This is a genomic window from Pseudoalteromonas sp. K222D (assembly GCF_017653575.1).
In the GTDB taxonomy this organism is placed as follows: Bacteria; Pseudomonadota; Gammaproteobacteria; order Enterobacterales; family Alteromonadaceae; genus Pseudoalteromonas; species Pseudoalteromonas nigrifaciens.
Window position 1 is genome coordinate 20,585 of record NZ_JAGGDL010000033.1, and the last position, 16,062, is coordinate 36,646.

Annotated in this window: 13 protein-coding genes and 1 pseudogene; 12 read left to right on the forward strand and 2 right to left on the reverse strand. The window is 40.7% G+C overall.

Going from position 1 to position 16,062, the window contains the following annotated elements; all coding sequences use genetic code 11:
* The first annotated feature begins 211 nt into the window (after positions 1-211).
* A complete protein-coding gene (locus J5X91_RS14275; RefSeq protein WP_011329866.1) occupies positions 212-637 on the forward strand; it encodes a hemerythrin domain-containing protein in 426 nt (141 codons plus the stop codon).
* A 104-nt stretch (positions 638-741) separates the two neighbouring features.
* Here J5X91_RS14275 and J5X91_RS14280 read toward each other — a convergent pair whose 3' ends face one another.
* Entirely contained in the window at positions 742-1,155 is a 414-nt protein-coding gene (locus J5X91_RS14280) for a hypothetical protein (protein WP_011329865.1), read from the reverse strand.
* Positions 1,156-1,583: 428 nt separating this feature from the next.
* On the opposite strand from J5X91_RS14280, the gene J5X91_RS14285 reads away from it, so the two are divergent.
* The 11 genes from J5X91_RS14285 to J5X91_RS14335 all read left to right on the forward strand — a co-directional run bounded on the left by J5X91_RS14285 (position 1,584) and on the right by J5X91_RS14335 (position 15,850).
* Positions 1,584-3,944, forward strand: a complete 2,361-nt coding sequence (locus J5X91_RS14285; protein WP_208835070.1) for a TonB-dependent receptor — start codon at positions 1,584-1,586, stop codon at positions 3,942-3,944.
* A 25-nt stretch (positions 3,945-3,969) separates the two neighbouring features.
* Positions 3,970-6,135, forward strand: a complete 2,166-nt coding sequence (locus J5X91_RS14290) for a bifunctional TVP38/TMEM64 family protein/FAD-dependent oxidoreductase (protein WP_208835071.1) — start codon at positions 3,970-3,972, stop codon at positions 6,133-6,135.
* Between the two features lies 1 nt (position 6,136).
* Positions 6,137-6,970 (forward strand): DUF547 domain-containing protein, encoded by an 834-nt coding sequence (locus J5X91_RS14295; RefSeq protein WP_208835072.1) that lies wholly within the window; start codon positions 6,137-6,139, stop codon positions 6,968-6,970.
* Entirely contained in the window at positions 6,957-8,255 is a 1,299-nt protein-coding gene (locus J5X91_RS14300; protein WP_208835073.1) for an ABC transporter substrate-binding protein, read from the forward strand. Before J5X91_RS14295 ends, J5X91_RS14300 begins: the two co-directional genes overlap by 14 nt.
* Positions 8,252-10,006, forward strand: a complete 1,755-nt coding sequence (locus tag J5X91_RS14305) for an ABC transporter permease subunit (RefSeq protein ID WP_208835074.1) — start codon at positions 8,252-8,254, stop codon at positions 10,004-10,006. Before J5X91_RS14300 ends, J5X91_RS14305 begins: the two co-directional genes overlap by 4 nt.
* Before the next feature lie 39 nt (positions 10,007-10,045).
* Positions 10,046-10,684, forward strand: coding sequence for an ATP-binding cassette domain-containing protein (locus J5X91_RS14310; RefSeq protein WP_208835075.1), 639 nt, complete (start codon positions 10,046-10,048; stop codon positions 10,682-10,684).
* Between the two features lie 16 nt (positions 10,685-10,700).
* On the forward strand, positions 10,701-11,345 hold the full coding sequence (locus J5X91_RS14315; RefSeq protein ID WP_208835076.1) for a CDP-alcohol phosphatidyltransferase family protein: 645 nt from the start codon (positions 10,701-10,703) through the stop codon (positions 11,343-11,345).
* Positions 11,338-12,129: a sterol desaturase family protein gene (locus tag J5X91_RS14320; protein ID WP_208835077.1), complete on the forward strand. Its 792-nt coding sequence runs from the start codon at positions 11,338-11,340 to the stop codon at positions 12,127-12,129. Before J5X91_RS14315 ends, J5X91_RS14320 begins: the two co-directional genes overlap by 8 nt.
* A gap of 182 nt (positions 12,130-12,311) precedes the next feature.
* Complete coding sequence (locus J5X91_RS14325; protein WP_244363877.1) at positions 12,312-12,560, forward strand: reverse transcriptase N-terminal domain-containing protein; 249 nt, start codon at positions 12,312-12,314, stop codon at positions 12,558-12,560.
* 281 nt (positions 12,561-12,841) lie between these two features.
* Positions 12,842-14,977 carry a multiheme c-type cytochrome gene (locus J5X91_RS14330; RefSeq protein ID WP_208835078.1) on the forward strand — a complete coding sequence of 712 codons (2,136 nt, stop codon included), beginning with the start codon at positions 12,842-12,844 and terminating at the stop codon, positions 14,975-14,977.
* Between the two features lie 567 nt (positions 14,978-15,544).
* Entirely contained in the window at positions 15,545-15,850 is a 306-nt protein-coding gene (locus J5X91_RS14335; RefSeq protein ID WP_348272531.1) for a TonB-dependent receptor plug domain-containing protein, read from the forward strand.
* A 66-nt stretch (positions 15,851-15,916) separates the two neighbouring features.
* On the opposite strand, the pseudogene J5X91_RS18125 reads toward J5X91_RS14335, so the two are convergent.
* A pseudogene (locus tag J5X91_RS18125) lies at positions 15,917-16,062 on the reverse strand (IS4 family transposase); the annotation flags it as partial.

A 16,062-nucleotide genomic window follows, 5' to 3' on the forward strand; every position in this document is an offset into this window, starting at 1 on the left:
TACGGTTATGAATAAGTAAGTTATTTTATTACAGGGCTAGTAGCAATATTAGCCCTTTTTGTTGTTAGCTTTATACAGTGCATAGTAATTTTTACACACCTCTCAAATAATCTCTTTGTAATAAAAACAAAACCCCTTGTATTACAGTGTATTAAAAATGGCCTTATATTTGCTTCATATTATTTAAACAATAAGTAAAGTAGGAAATAAAATGAATATTTTTGAAGCACTACGCGCCGATCATGACATACAACGTAAGTTAGTAGATGCGCTTATCCAAACTCATGGTGATACAGATGAGCGTCAAAAGTTAATGCTTGAATTAAAAACACAGCTAAAACAACATGCAAAGTTTGAAGAGCGTTATTTTTATAACCCACTGATGTTTGAAGATCTAACCCATGAAAAAGCTCGCCATAGTGTGGCAGAACATCATGATATTGATGAATTAATTGAACAACTTGAAGAAACCGATAGGAGTTCACCAGCGTGGTTGGTTGCTGCTAAAAAACTCCATCATTTAGTGCATCATCACTTAGATGAGGAAGAGCACGAAGTATTTCAACTAGCCGGCAAAGCACTAACCGAAGGGCAAAAAGAAAGCTTAGCTGAGCACTACAACGATGCAATGCACTAACTGCATGCAGTAACTACTTTATACGCTATAACTTTAACTTTGATACACTCCCTTGTGTACTATTTGGTTATAAGCCAAGCGGCTTATAACCAATTTTTTATGTATTACTTTATAGTAAATTTTACGTCTTGGTCGCGCAATAAATACAACGCAAAACACGCAGCCCACATTGGCCATGCAGTAAAGAATAATAAGTTGTTAAAGCCATCTATGTACTGGTTGTACGATGAAAGTGTAGACAAGCCATGCATTACAAAAATGATTCCGTAAGTAAGTCGCTTTTTAATACCCGCCAAAAATGCTAAGACTAAAACTAATTGCAGCGCACCTAACACATACGCCACTATATCTGTTGACCCACTAATGCCATAAAACTTTTCAAAAATACCGGCGCTATGTGCCGGATTCACAAATTTATCCAGCGTCCACATTATCATTACAATAAAAACACCCACACGCAGAGAGAGTAAAGACCACTGCAAACGGTTTTGTAGATCAGCACTGATTGGATTTGTCATAAAACTTCCTTTAATAAAAATATTAATAAACTATTAAATTACCAAGACCGTATAACTTGGTTTTTATTTCAAAAAAGCATAATTATTTTTAATTACCCTTACCTACTTAGCTTATTAACAGTTAAGGCACGGCTTATTTTAAGTATTTAAACGCTATACATAAAAGCTAATAAATATAATAGGTTAACTGCTGGCAAGTAGACTACAATTTAAAAATATGTTTAAAAGCAATTATTTATAATCTGTGTAATATCGTCACTCTATTGCTATTTTTTTACAAATGAAACGGCAATATTTTATTAGCATGCTTTAAACGCAGCTGTTTTGTTATGCCCTAAAAAATAAAAAGAATCGAAACTTTACTGAAAGTTATTTTTACACCTTTCGGTCTTTATCATCATCAACTATTAACAAGAAAGAGAAAGCCCTTGAAATACCAATACTTAGCCCTATCGTTAGCAAGCGTATTAAATACCCCACTGCTGGCGCAAGCTGCCCAAAGCTCAACAGTAACAACCAATAACACCATAGAGCACATTGAAGTAGCTGGCCAAGTTATTAAATCTCAAGGCCTTTCAGTTAAAGATGCCAGCATAGATGGCCCATTTGGCGACAACTTAGCACTAAAAGACATAGCACGTTCGGTAACGCCTATTTCGAGCGAGCTAATAGAGCAGCTTAACATTACCACGTTACAAGATGTGCTTGCAGTAAGCCCTAATACCTATTCAGCAAGTGGTTTTGGCGCGCCAAGTTTACCCACTATACGCGGCCAATTAGGTGAGCTTTTTCAAGATGGTACACGTCGTCAAGCGGGCAACAATGGCTTTGGTGTACCGTTATCGTTCAACGCTATAGAACAGATAGATGTAGTAAAAGGTGCGCCACCGGTATTATTTGGCTCAAGCCAACGCAATGGCGGGTTTGTAAACTTACACTCTAAAAAAGCCGCTACAGACGAAAGTAAAGGTAAAGCAAGCTTATCGGCAGGACGATGGGATCAATATCGAGTACTGGTTGACTACAGCGCCCCCATAGTAAAAGACAAAGTAGGTTTTAGAGTTAGTGCGGAGCATATTGATAACGGCAGTTATTACGACTACTCAGGCACAAAAAGCGACAGCTTATTTGCAGCCCTGCGTGTATTTCCTGATGATAAAAGCAGCTGGGATCTTAATTTTGAATTATACCAAGTTGAATTTACCGATAACGCCGGTATTAACCGCCCTACTCAGGCGTTAATAGATGACGGACTGTATATTACCGGCCAAGGTGTGCAAGCAAATGGTAGCACTGTACCTTTAGCGGGTTCGGTTATTTCGCCAACCGGGCAAGTAAAAATAGACCGCAGCACCGTACTGACCGATCCTGATAATCAAAACGAAGCCACTACTTACTTACTACACAGTATTTATAAACGTGAGCTTTCTAGTCACGCGTCAATTAAAAACATTTCCTACTTTCAGCATTTACAACGTGATGAAATTGCACAAAACAGCTTTGTTGAAATTATAGAGGGTGCCGATACCGCGCAAAACCGTACCGAGCTTACCTACCTTTGGAATAGTAACCAGCAAACTATTTTTGCCTTTGATGTACGCTATAACCGCGTATTAGGTTACAGCCAATTTACCACCGAAGCCGACTTACCCATAGATTTAACTGGCCCACTTTCAAATAGACGCATACCGCTAAGTGCAGAGCAACAAGCACGCTTTATTGAACTTCGCCCAGGTGTATATGTATCGCCGGGTGGTCAGTACGATATTAATAACGACGGCAGTGGCGACTTTAACTTATCAGACACCACAGACTCACGCTCATGGCAAACAGGGGTGGCTATTCAGCAAGATTCAGATTGGACTAATAAGTTTCATACCAGTGTTGGCTACCGCGTTGACTTTTATGACGTAGAAGCAAACGACCCAATAGCACCTGTAGGGCAAATTGCCGCCAGCGACAGCATTAACGACACTTTGCATTCAGGGCAAGTAAGTTTTAATTACCGACTCAGCGATGATTACACCACTTATGGCGCAGCAAGTTACAACGAAGCCACATCAAATAGCATGGCTGGCGGCACTACACTTGGTGGCGACAATACCATTAGTGCACAAAATTTTGCCACCGAAAATACCCTAGTTGAATTTGGTTTAAAATATGCACCAACCAATAGCGATTGGTACGCCGATGGCGCAATATTTAGCCAACGCCGTAGTTTACGTAACCGCGATGGCAGTAATACCGGTATTCGCACCACAGGTTTTGAAAGCCAAGTATTTTACGATGCCTACCCGTATTGGTTAAGCGCAGGCTATAGCTACATTGACGCCCGCTACGATAATTCTGCAAGTAGTCAAGATTCTGCCCAAGTAGCCGATGCATTTGACAATTCTCGTCCTGATATTATTGCAGGCACCAGTGTGGGCGCTCCTAGTTTTACCGCATTTGCGCCTTCAAGTAGCCAAGTTCAAGGCATTCCAGAGCAATCTTTTAGCTTTAACGGAAATTATTCAATTAATTCGAAATGGCAAACGGGTTTTTCAGGTCTATATACAAAGAGTTACCCATTAGACTTTTTGGCAACCGTACATATTCGCGATCAGTACACATTAAACGTAAATACTAGCTATGCTTTTACGCCTAGCACCAAGTTACGCTTAGATGTAAACAACGTTACCAATCAAAAAAATTGGCGCCCTGTATTTGAAGGCGGTTATTTTGGTGCAACCTTGGCTTTTCCTGAATTACCAATAAACGCAAAACTGACGCTTACGCATAATTTCTAAACAGCAATGCTAGAGAAGAGAGAACATGATTAAAAAAATACTTTTGTTATTGATTGCAGCGGTCGCCATCGGCCTGTTCTTTCATTTTGATTTGCACCAACTACTTACGCTTGAGGGCTTAAAAGGGTCGATGGATCAGTTTAGCCAATATAAAGCGCAATCTCCGCTATTAATAATTGGCGGATTCTTTTTATTGTATGTGGTGGTTACTGCATTGTCTTTACCGGGCGCGGCTATTTTAACACTGGCAGCGGGTGCTTTATTTGGCTTAGTTGAAGGCTTATTGGTTGCATCGTTTGCATCAACCATAGGTGCTACATTGGCCTTTTTAGTATCACGTTACTTATTGCGCGACACCATTAAAAAGCGCTTTCCTGAGCGTTTAGCAGCCATTGATGCAGGCGTTGAAAAAGAAGGCGGCTTTTACTTATTTACGTTGCGTTTAGTGCCGGTGTTTCCGTTCTTTTTAATCAACTTGTTAATGGGCGTAACAGCCATCAAGTCATGGACTTTTTACTGGGTAAGCCAAGTGGGTATGCTAGCCGGTACATTTGTATTTGTTAATGCAGGTACGCAGCTTGCTCAAATAGAGAGTTTATCGGGCATTTTATCGTTGGACTTAATTTTATCATTCGCTTTATTGGGCGTATTCCCATTTATTGCTAAAGGGATCTTAAACGTGTTTAAAAAACGTCGTGTATACAAAAACTATATTAAACCTAAAAGCTTCGACCGTAACATGATTGTTATTGGTGCCGGTGCTGGTGGTTTGGTAACAAGCTATATTGCCGCTGCTGTTAAAGCAAAAGTAACCCTTATTGAAGCGGGCGAAATGGGTGGCGACTGTTTAAACTACGGTTGCGTTCCAAGTAAAGCGATAATTAAAAGCGCTAAAATTGCAGAGCAAATTCGCCACGGTGAACACTACGGCCTAGAAAACATGACACCGCAGTTTTCGTTTAAAAAAGTAATGGCGCGTGTTCATAAAGTAATTGCCGATATAGCACCGCACGACAGCATAGAGCGCTACACTAATTTAGGCGTAGACGTAGTAAAAGGCTACGGCAAATTAATCGACCCGTGGAGGGTAGAAATTAAACTTAACGATGGCGGCACGCAAACATTAACTGCGCGTACTATTGTTATTGCCACTGGCGCACGCCCATTTGTACCGCCACTGCCCGGTATAGAAGAAACCGGTTATGTAACAAGCGATACTTTATGGGATAAATTTGCAGCGCTAGATGAGGCACCTAAAAAGCTTGTAGTACTTGGTGGTGGCCCAATTGGTAGCGAATTAGCACAAAGCTTTGCACGTTTAGGTTCAAGCGTTACGCAAATTGAAATGGCGGAGCGCATCATGATCAAAGAAGACGTTGAAGTGTCTACCTTTGCTCATGAAGCGTTGAGCGAAAGCGGCGTAAACATTTTAACCTCGCATCAGGCATTACGCTGTGAAGCGCGCGATGGTAAAAAGTTCATTATTGTTAAACGCCTTAACGAAGGCAATAATGAAGAAATTGCTATTGAATACGACGAACTGCTATGCGCTGTTGGCCGCAGTGCCCGCCTTAAAGGTTACGGCCTTGAAGCGCTAGGCATAGAAACAAACCGTACAATAGTCACTAACGAATACCTAGAAACGCTATACCCTAATATTTTTGCCGCAGGCGATATTGTTGGCCCTTATCAATTTACGCACGTAGCGGCTCATCAGGGTTGGTACGCAGCAGTAAACGGCTTATTTGGTAACCTTAAAAAGTTTAAAGTAGATTACCGCGTTATTCCATGGACCACCTTTATTGACCCAGAAGTGGCACGTGTGGGTTTAAACGAGCAAGATGCAATTGATAAAGGTATCGATTTTGAAATCACTCGCTTTGAGTTTGAAGAGCTAGACCGCGCAATTACCGACAGCGCCACAAAAGGCTTTATTAAAGTCATTACCCCTAAAGGCAAAGACAAAATACTCGGTGTAACTGTGGTCTCTGAACACGCGGGTGATTTAATTGCTGAATTTGTACTGGCCATGAAACACGGTTTAGGCCTTAATAAAATACTGGGTACTATACACAGTTATCCTACTTGGGCTGAAGGCAACAAATACGCTGCAGGTGAGTGGAAACGCGCGCATGCGCCTGAAAAAGTACTTAACATGCTCGAAAAATATCATACGTGGCGTCGAGGCTAATATGTTTAACACAACATTAAAGCCTTTATTATTAAGTGCAGCGTTACTTGCAACGTCGCTTGCAAGCCAAGCGCAAAGCACGACTAATAACCTGCACGATAGCTGGAATGCCTTGCTAAATAAGCATGTTGTAGCAATTAACCATAATCACAGCACAGAGGTTGATTACGCAGCCATAAAACGTGAGCATGCACAGCTAAAAACGTATTTAGATTCGTTAACGGCTGTAACGCAAAGCGAATTTGACGCGTGGGAAAAGCCTAAGCAACTCGCTTTTTTAATCAATGCTTATAATGCGTGGACTGTTGAGCTTATCGTCTCTAACCTTGCAAGTAAAGAATACCCAAATCTTGAATCAATTAAAGACTTAGGCAGCTTTTTTAGCTCACCATGGAGCAAAGCGTTTGTGCCACTACTTGGTAAAACTCGCAGCCTTGATGACATAGAGCATGGTTTAATTCGTGGCAGCGGTAAATATAACGACCCACGCATTCATTTTGCTGTAAATTGTGCAAGTATTGGTTGCCCTGCGCTGCGCGGGGAGGCATTCACAGCTACTGAACTAGAGAGCCAATTGCAACAGCAAACGGTGCGTTTTTTATCTGATACAACACGTAATATGGCTCAGGAAAATACGCTAAATATCTCCTCTATATTTAAGTGGTACGGTGATGACTTTGAACAAGGCTTTAACGGGGCAAATACCTTACAGCAGTTTTTACTGCAATATAGCGATGCACTTAAACTAGTACCCGCTCAGCAAAAAGCGCTTAAAAATAATGACATGAAAGTAAAATTTTTAGACTACAACTGGGATTTAAATGCACGCCAGTAAGTTTTGGCAAACAGCTACGCGATACAGTGTTTACTGTGTCGCGTTTTGCGTTTGCTTAATAACAAGTTTAAGCACTTTTGCTAATAATAACGCTCAAAATATGAGTAAAGATTTAGTCACTCGCTGGAAAAGTATTGAAACGCTTGGTAATAACCAAAGCGTGTACTTTTATGCCTGGGGCGGCGACGCGCAAATAAATGCCTATATTCAATGGGCTGCCCAGCAAGTTAAAACTAAATATAATATTAACTTAGTGCATGTAAAGCTCAGCGACACCAGCGAAGCAGTAAGCCGTGTGTTGGCCGAAAAATCAGCACATAATAATGACCAAGGCAGTGTTGATCTGCTATGGATAAACGGCGCTAACTTTGCCACTATGAGCGAGCACGCATTGTTGTTAAAACAGTGGGCAAATAAACTGCCACACTTTGCCTACACTGATCCCGCTAATAACCCTGCTGTTAATTTTGACTTTGGCATACCCACAAACGGTATGGAAGCACCGTGGGGGCAAGCATCGCTCACCTTTTATTACGACAGCCTTGCAATAAATGAACAAACAAACAATAAACCCCCTACTACATTAAACGAATTATTAAACTGGAGCACACAAAACCCGGGGCGCTTTAGCTACCCAAAGCCGCCTGATTTTTTAGGGATGAGCTTTTTAAAATACGCCTTAGTTGTACTGCATCAGCAAAGCAGCGAAAATATTAAAGCGCAGCTAAACCAAGCGGCTACCGCTAATAACACAGCACAAGTGTTAAACCCACTGTGGGACTTTTTAGATAAACTACACCCAACTCTTTGGCGTGGTGGCACTCATTTTATGCAAAGTGGCGCGCAAATGCGCCGTTTAGTAGACGATACAGAGCTAAGTATTGCCTTTACCTTTTCAGCACCCGAAGTGCCCGCAGCCGTTAAACGCTACGATTTACCAAAAAGCATTCGCAGCTATGCAATGGCTGATGGCAGTTTAAGTAATACTCACTTTGTGGCTATTCCTTACAATGCAAGCCACCAGCAAAGCGCGCAATTAGTCGCTAACTTTTTATTAAGCCCAGAGGCGCAAGCCCAAAAGCAAAAAGCGCATATATGGGGCGATAAAAGCGTACTTATTCAATCAAGGCTAACGCCAGAACAACAAGCCTTGTTTAAAACAGCTAAACCGCACCCAAGTGCACTGCCTTTTAACAGTATTAAGCGCACATTGAGCGAGCCACACCCAAGCTGGGTAAATGCCATAATGCAAGGCTGGCAAACTCGCTATGGGGTAAGCCAATGAGTGTTGTTAGCAATAAAGTGGCGACAAGCCATGGGCCTCACGCCCGTAAAAGCCATGATATGTTTAGTAAAATAGTAAAATTAAGCCCACGCTTTTTACTCGTTTTACTTATTTTACCCGTACTTGGCGGCTTAATTAGTGTGTTACTACCCGCCTTTGGTTATGCCCCTGCACTTGATCAAACAACATTTGGCTTGCAAGGCTTTACCATGCTTTGGCAAACACCCGGCCTAATAAATATGGCTATGCTAAGTATTGGCACAGGTTTAATAAGTACCTTACTTGCTTTTATTATTACTTTGATGATTTTAGCCGCTTTTTTTAACAGCCCTTGGCTTAACCGCATTCAGCGTTTACTGAGCCCTATTTTAGTGATCCCACACGCTGCAGCGGCTATTGCGGTAGGTTTTTTAATTGCCCCTTCAGGCATGATTTCGCGAATGTTATCGCCTTGGTTAAGCGGGTGGGAACTTGCACCAAACGGCCTATTTCCGCATGACTCGTTCGGCATTAGTATAATTTTAGGGTTAACGCTTAAAGAACTGCCATTTTTGTTATTAATGGCACTAGGCGTACTGGCGCAGCCTGAACTTGGCAAAAAATTACGCCAGCAACATAAAGTTGCGCTTAATCTGGGTTACTGCCCCATGACCGCCTTTTTTAAAGTAATACTCCCTAGCCTTTACCCACTGCTGCGTTTACCTATTTTAGCTGTGCTCGCTTATGCCAGCGCCAGTGTAGAAATGCCACTTATTTTAGGCCCAAATACACCGCCAACATTAGCGGTAGCTATTATGCATTGGTTTAACGATGTCGATTTAAACTTACGTATTAAAGCCTCAGCCGGTGCTTTGCTACAACTGGCACTCACGGGTGGGTTACTTGCGCTTTGGCTTGGCGGCGAAAAAGCGATAAAAGTATTATTTAGCGATTCACTCACTAACGGGGTGCGCGAATACGGCGGATTTTATTGGCAAAAGCTAACGGTAGTGCTCACCGTTTTAGTGATCGGTTTTATTTTACTCTCGCTAATTGCCCTTATTTTGTGGTCGGTTGCCGGCTTTTGGCGCTTTCCCGATGCACTCCCCGAGCAATTTACACTACTGCATTTTAACAGTGCATTAATGCAAATGAGCAACCCGCTTTTTAATACCCTAGCTATTGGTTTAGTAACAACGGTATTTGCCATTACGGTTACTTTATTGTGTTTAGAGTCGGAGCAGTTAAGCGACAAACCTATTTCTCGCTTTACCAGTTTAATTATTTACTTACCGCTATTAGTACCCAGTATTGCCTTTTTGTTTGGCCTAGTATGGATACAACAATGGGTAAATAACCAAGCCGCGTTTTTTAATGTGGTGTTTACCCATTTACTGTTTGTTTTGCCTTACGTATTTTTGTCACTCGCGAGCAGTTATAGGCGGTTAGACTCTCGCTTTGCGCGCGTTGCAGCAAGTTTGGGCGCAGCGCCTAGCAAAGTGTTTTTTAAGGTGAAATTACCGCAGTTATTTGCACCTATTTTAATTGCAGCCGCATTGGGATTAGCGATCAGTTTTGGCCAATACTTACCAACTCTTTTAGCCGGTGGCGGGCGTATAGCCACCATAACAACCGAAGCCGTTACCCTGGCAAATGGCGCAAGTAGGCGCACCAGTGCCGTATACGCTATTATGCAAATGGCACTCCCGCTTATTGGATTTATACTGGCATGGGTTTTACCTAAGTACTTTTTTAAAAGCGCACGAGCGTAAAGCTCCCACAGTTAACAGTATTGAGTTAAAGGTTTTTTAATGCAGTCATCTTTACAGATTAAAAATTGTCAGCTTTATCGCCAAAACGAGCGACTACTTAGCTTAAACGAGCAAGTTAATGGCGGTGAAATTCTAACAATTATGGGCCCATCGGGCAGTGGTAAATCAAGCTTATTAAATTGGCTTACAGGTACTTTACCCAGTGGCTTTAAAGCCACTGGAGAGGTGTGGCTTAACGGTAAAAATATAAATGATTTACCCACGCATTTACGCCATATTGGCGTACTGTATCAAGACGCTTTATTGTTTTCGCACTTAAGTGTGGCGGGTAATATTGCTTTTGCTATGCCCAAAGGGGACAAAAAACAACGCATTGAAAAAATAGCACACGCACTTGAGCAAGTCGGTTTAAAAGGAATGGCCAATCGCCATCCCGATAGCTTGTCGGGCGGTCAACAAGCACGTGTTGCCTTATTACGACTGTTATTAAGTGAGCCAAAAGCTATTTTACTCGATGAGCCTTTTAGTAAGCTCGACACGCAACTGCGCGTTGATACACGTGAACTGGTGTTTAGCCAAATACGCCAACATAAACTGCCTGCCATTATGGTAACGCACGATCATAGCGATTACGACGCTGCAAACGGTAAACTTTTCACCTTAAATACTGTACTTTAAGCGCACAAGGCACCCTATGTTAGATAAATTTATCACCCCTGTAATAAAACCACTGTTAAAGCCTGTGGTAATGCTAATACATAAATGCGGCATAACACCCGATCAGCTAACAGTATTTGGCTTTTTAATTGGCTTGCTCGCTGTGCCATTACTTGCTTTTGAAATGTGGTACGGCGCATTAGCTGCCATTGCTTTCAATCGCATTTTAGATGGGCTTGACGGCGCACTAGCACGCCATGCTAATTTAAGCTCAAGCGCCGGCGGGTTTTTAGATATTACACTCGACTTTTTATTTTACGCGGCCATTCCGCTTGGCTTTATTTTGGCAAACCCCGAACAAAACGCCATTGCAGGCGCAATATTACTCGCTGCATTTATTGGCACGGGTTCAAGCTTTTTAGCTTTTGCCATAGCCGCTGAAAAGTTTAAACTCGAAAAACCACAATTTAAATATAAAAGCTTTTACTACTTAAATGGTTTAACCGAAGGCACAGAAACAATAGCGCTATTTATAGCCTTTTGTATTTGGCCGCAGCACTTTGCACTTCTCGCAGGCATATTTGCTTTTGCCTGTGCCATTACCATATTTACCCGTATACATGGCGGCTACCACACACTTAAACATCAAGAAGCCAATGAGGTTATAAATAATAATGACTAACGAAATTTGGTGGCGACTCGGTTGCTTTTTTAGCATTTTAGTCATAATGATGCTGCTTGAATGGCGACAGCCCGCAAGGCAATCGCCCATTAAAAGCAGCACTCGCTGGTTTGCAAATTTTGGCTTAGTGTTTGCCTCATCTATCATTGCGCGCTTAGCCGTACCTATTGGTTTAACCGCAGTAGCACTTTACAATCAAGAGCATAGCATTGGCTTATTTAACCAACTAGCTATGCCTAGCATAATAGCCATAGTGCTAAGCCTTATACTGCTCGATATACTCATTTATTGGCAGCACAGGTTGTTTCATAAAGTGCCACTTTTATGGCGTTTGCACCGCGTACACCACGCCGATGCACATGTAGATACCAGTACCGGCCTGCGCTTTCACCCCATCGAAATTGTGCTTAGCATACTTATAAAACTCATTGCAGTTACTGCACTTGGCGTACCCGCCATTGCCGTACTTATATTTGAAATCGCGTTAAATGGACTCGCCTTGTTTAACCATGCAAACATACGCCTACCAAACGCCATTGAAAAGCCACTGCGCCTTATATTAATGACGCAAATACTGCACCGCATTCACCACAGTAAAGTAGTGAGTGAAACAAACTCAAATTATGGCTTTAGCGTTATTTGGTGGGACAAACTTTTTGGCAGCTATAAAAGTGAGGCCAAAAAAGTCGACGCAGAAATAGATATAGGTTTGGTTGAATACCCAAGTGCAAAGCAAAACGCCTCGCTTTGGGGGTTACTCATCATGCCGTTTAAAAACAAGTAAAAACAAGTAAAAACAACTATATTGCACATCACACAATACCAATCTACTTAAAAGCCTTTTGATGTAGGTTGGTATAAATAAAATACTCTATGAATACTATAAATGTACTCGTCACTAATCTTTTAATTCAAGAGTAGTTAATCACAAGAAATTTGTAATAAGATTTTAGCGTAGGAAAGCAAATGAATTGCTCATATCAACAATGTGCACCTATAAACGAAGCGCAATACTGGTCTAACATTGACTGGAAAGCAGCGAAGCGCTACGTGGGATCATTACAAGGGAGAAAAGGGAAAGTTAAAAGCCTGCAATGGTTATTAACACATTCCTTTTACGCAAAAGCCCTTGCGGTTAAGCAAGTAACGCAGAAGCCTAAACATACAGAAAGGAGAACAAGTAGCTTATTCATTACAGTTTCCTATTTAATATAATAGTTAAGCACGTAGCTAAAAAGTATTAATTATACCATAGCTAACATATTGGTTATATTAGACTATTAAGGATAGTTAATTTAATGGTTAAGTTGTAAATAATGCGTTTATAAATCACGGTATCACTAAGCAAAACATAGCAATATTGAAAACATGTGATGTTTTATATTTTAAAATTAATTTCTCAACTTAGAGCCAAAACCCATTTATTGAGTATTTAGCTAGAACCTGTTATTTAATTTTGAGTAAGCATTTGTGTGCTATTAAAGGTAAATTCTAAAATGATAAATATAAAAAAAAGCCTGTTTATTATTCTTTTTTTGTGCAGCTGTTTTTCAGCTATTGCAAACGATGGGTGCCAGTCTTGTCATCAACAACAAACCAGCGATTGGGAAAATTCTGATCATGCAAGTTCAATGGCTTTAGCTGGTGAGGATACCGTACTTGGTGATTTTAATAATGTAACTGCGACCCACTTTTCTCAACAGGCAGTGTTTTATAAAGAAAAAGATGTCTTTTTAATTGATTTAACTGAGCAAGGCACTAAAAAAACTTACACCGTAAGTTATGTATTTGGCTTTAACCCGCTGCAACAGTATTTAATTGAAGTTGAAACAGGTAAGTACCAAGTATTCCCTTTTGCATGGGATAGTCGCGTTAAAAACAAAGGCGGCCAGCGTTGGTATGCAAATTATGCTAATGATGATGTAAAACCAAACGACCGCTTACATTGGCTTCAACCTCTGCAAAACTGGAACGGTATGTGCGCCGATTGCCATTCGGATAACTTAAAGCGTAATTACAATACTGAAAATGACAGCTTTGATACGCACTTTTCAAATATAAATGTGGGCTGTAAATCCTGTCATAGTGATATAACAGACGAACATAAAACTAAAAAAATTACTACACCGCCTAAAACAAGCCCTACAAATATGTCGCAGTGGAAAATAATTGGCGAAAATAAAGTGGCCACCTGGCAAGGGGAGCCCCGCGATAACAGTTTTATGCAAGGCTGTTATGCGTGCCATTCGCTTAGAAGCCCGCTTACTGATGGTTTTGATAACAGACAAGCGTTTTTAGATCAATTTAGTCCTTCATTCTTAGAACCTAACTTGTATCACGCCGATGGCCAAATTAAAGAAGAAGTGTATGTTTTTGGCTCATTTGTACAAAGTAAAATGTACAAAGCCGGTGTTAACTGCGTTGACTGCCACGATAAACACACTATGAAAGTTAAAACTAAAACGAATGGACTATGCTTGCAGTGCCACAGTGCCAGTGAATATAACAAACCCGAGCACCATCGCCATAAAGAAGAATCTACGGGGGCGCAATGTGTTAGCTGTCACATGCCAACTAACAGATATATGGGCGTTGATGACAGACGCGACCACAGCTTTAAAATTCCGCGCCCTGACATATCAATAAAATACGATACACCGAATGCCTGTATCCAATGCCATGAGGGTCAAACTAACGAATGGGCCACCAATACACTTGAAAAATGGCACGGTAAAGCCCCTGCGTTAAGTGCAAGCAAGCACAGCATGCTTGAGTTACGCTCTTTAAAAGCCATATCGCAAAATGCACATATGAGCTTAATTAATGACTTTTCGCTCAACGAAATAGACCGCGCCAGCGCTATCGCCTATTTAGGAAACTCAGGTGTAGAGCTAAACGACGTAACAGTAAAAAGTTGGGTTAATTCGCCGCTTCCGCTGATTCGCTTGGCAATTGCTAAAGTGGGCTTTTTACTCCCCGAAGCAGAGCGCTTAAAAAGCTATAAGCAACTATTAACCGACAAATTAAAGTCAGTGCGTGTTGCTGCAGCGCAAAACCTAAGCCAAACAACAGCGCAGTTAAACGGGCTTAATCAATCAATTATAGAACTTGCACATGCTAATACTGTAAATACATGGCGCGGTGAAGGTAACATAAATCAAAGTATGCTCGCGCTTAATAAACAAGACATAAACGGTGCTATAAAGTCGTTACAAAAAGGCATTAGCGTTGACCCTTACTTTGATGCAAGTTATGTCAATTTAGCCGACATTTATTATCGACTTGGTCAAACAGCGAAAATGCAAAGCACGTTGAATAGTGGTTTAAACGCAGTACCTAGCTCTGCGCCACTGCATTATGCAAACGGTATGGTGCTTATTAGAAGAGGTAACAAACCCGCTGCTGTTGACTCGTTTAAACACGCAATGGCACTTGAGAGTAATAACGTGCAATACGCTTATTTGTACTTTTTAGCACTTGATAGCATTGGCTCAACAGCGCAGGCCGTGAGTGAGTTAAAGCTCAAAATTAGCACTTATAATAATGCACAGCAGCTCAAAAACTTAGGAATGAGCTTTACTCAAAAGCTTAAAAATGCTGAGGATTACCACTTTTTTTCTCGTTTAAAATAAACTTTTGAAATTAAATTATTTTTATTCTTAATGTGTAACTCAGGTTACAAATTAAAATTCAAGCACTTAATTTAATAACCTTGTATTACTTAAATCGCAACACAAGGTTACAACCCAAACATTAAAATAAATATTTAAAAACAAGTAATCAACATGCTGCATTTACAAACATCATATGTTCAAATTGTTAAAATGAATCATTCCTGCTTATTTAGATTTCTTGATTGTTTATAGCTTTAACACAATCAAGGATCGCTGTTTAATTAGTCTGATTCTAAATAACAGATACTGCCGCTGCATTATCTGCACACAGTAATTATAAAGAAACGGAGTGGTTAAAATGCTTAAACACAGTAAGCTGCATACCGCAATATTATTTGCATGTTGTTCTTTTCTGTTTTCACACACACTGTATATGCACAAGAAGAAACAGACGCAAAGCAAGCTAAAAGTAATTCAGATAATTTTGAGGTTATTTTAGTGAGCGCATAAAAACGCGACCAAGCACTAAAAGAAGTTCCTTTTTCAATTGAAGTACTTAGCGGTGATTTAATTTAAGAAATTGGCATAGATAATGGGTTTGATTTAGTCACCTACTTACCTGGTTTTGGTATTGATGACAGTAGTGAAATACGAACTACAACATTAAAAAATCGTGGTATAGGCACTTTTACAAATTCGATTGGCTTACAGTCTTCAAACTTAGTCGTTATAGATAGTGAAGTGTTACCTCGCCAATCAATACTTAACTTACCTATTTCTGATGTACAACGTGTAGAAGCGATGCGTGGCCCGCAAGGCACTTTTTTTGGCCAAAATACATCAACTGGCTTATTACATTATGTAACTAAAAAGCTTCAGCTAGATGATTAACACCACTCGTTTATACCTAACCAGATATTTTTGTGTCTTTGCGAGCACCGCTCGCGGATAAGCTTTTCGCTTTCTTTTCTCCGGCAATAGTAGCCGTTTACCGTTTTCACGTAGTTCTTTTAGCTTTTTAGGGATTGTCCCGGGGCTTCGACCTGAGCACCATAAAAACTCGTCTTGTATCAGGTATAATGCGTTTATGAAACTGATGCGTA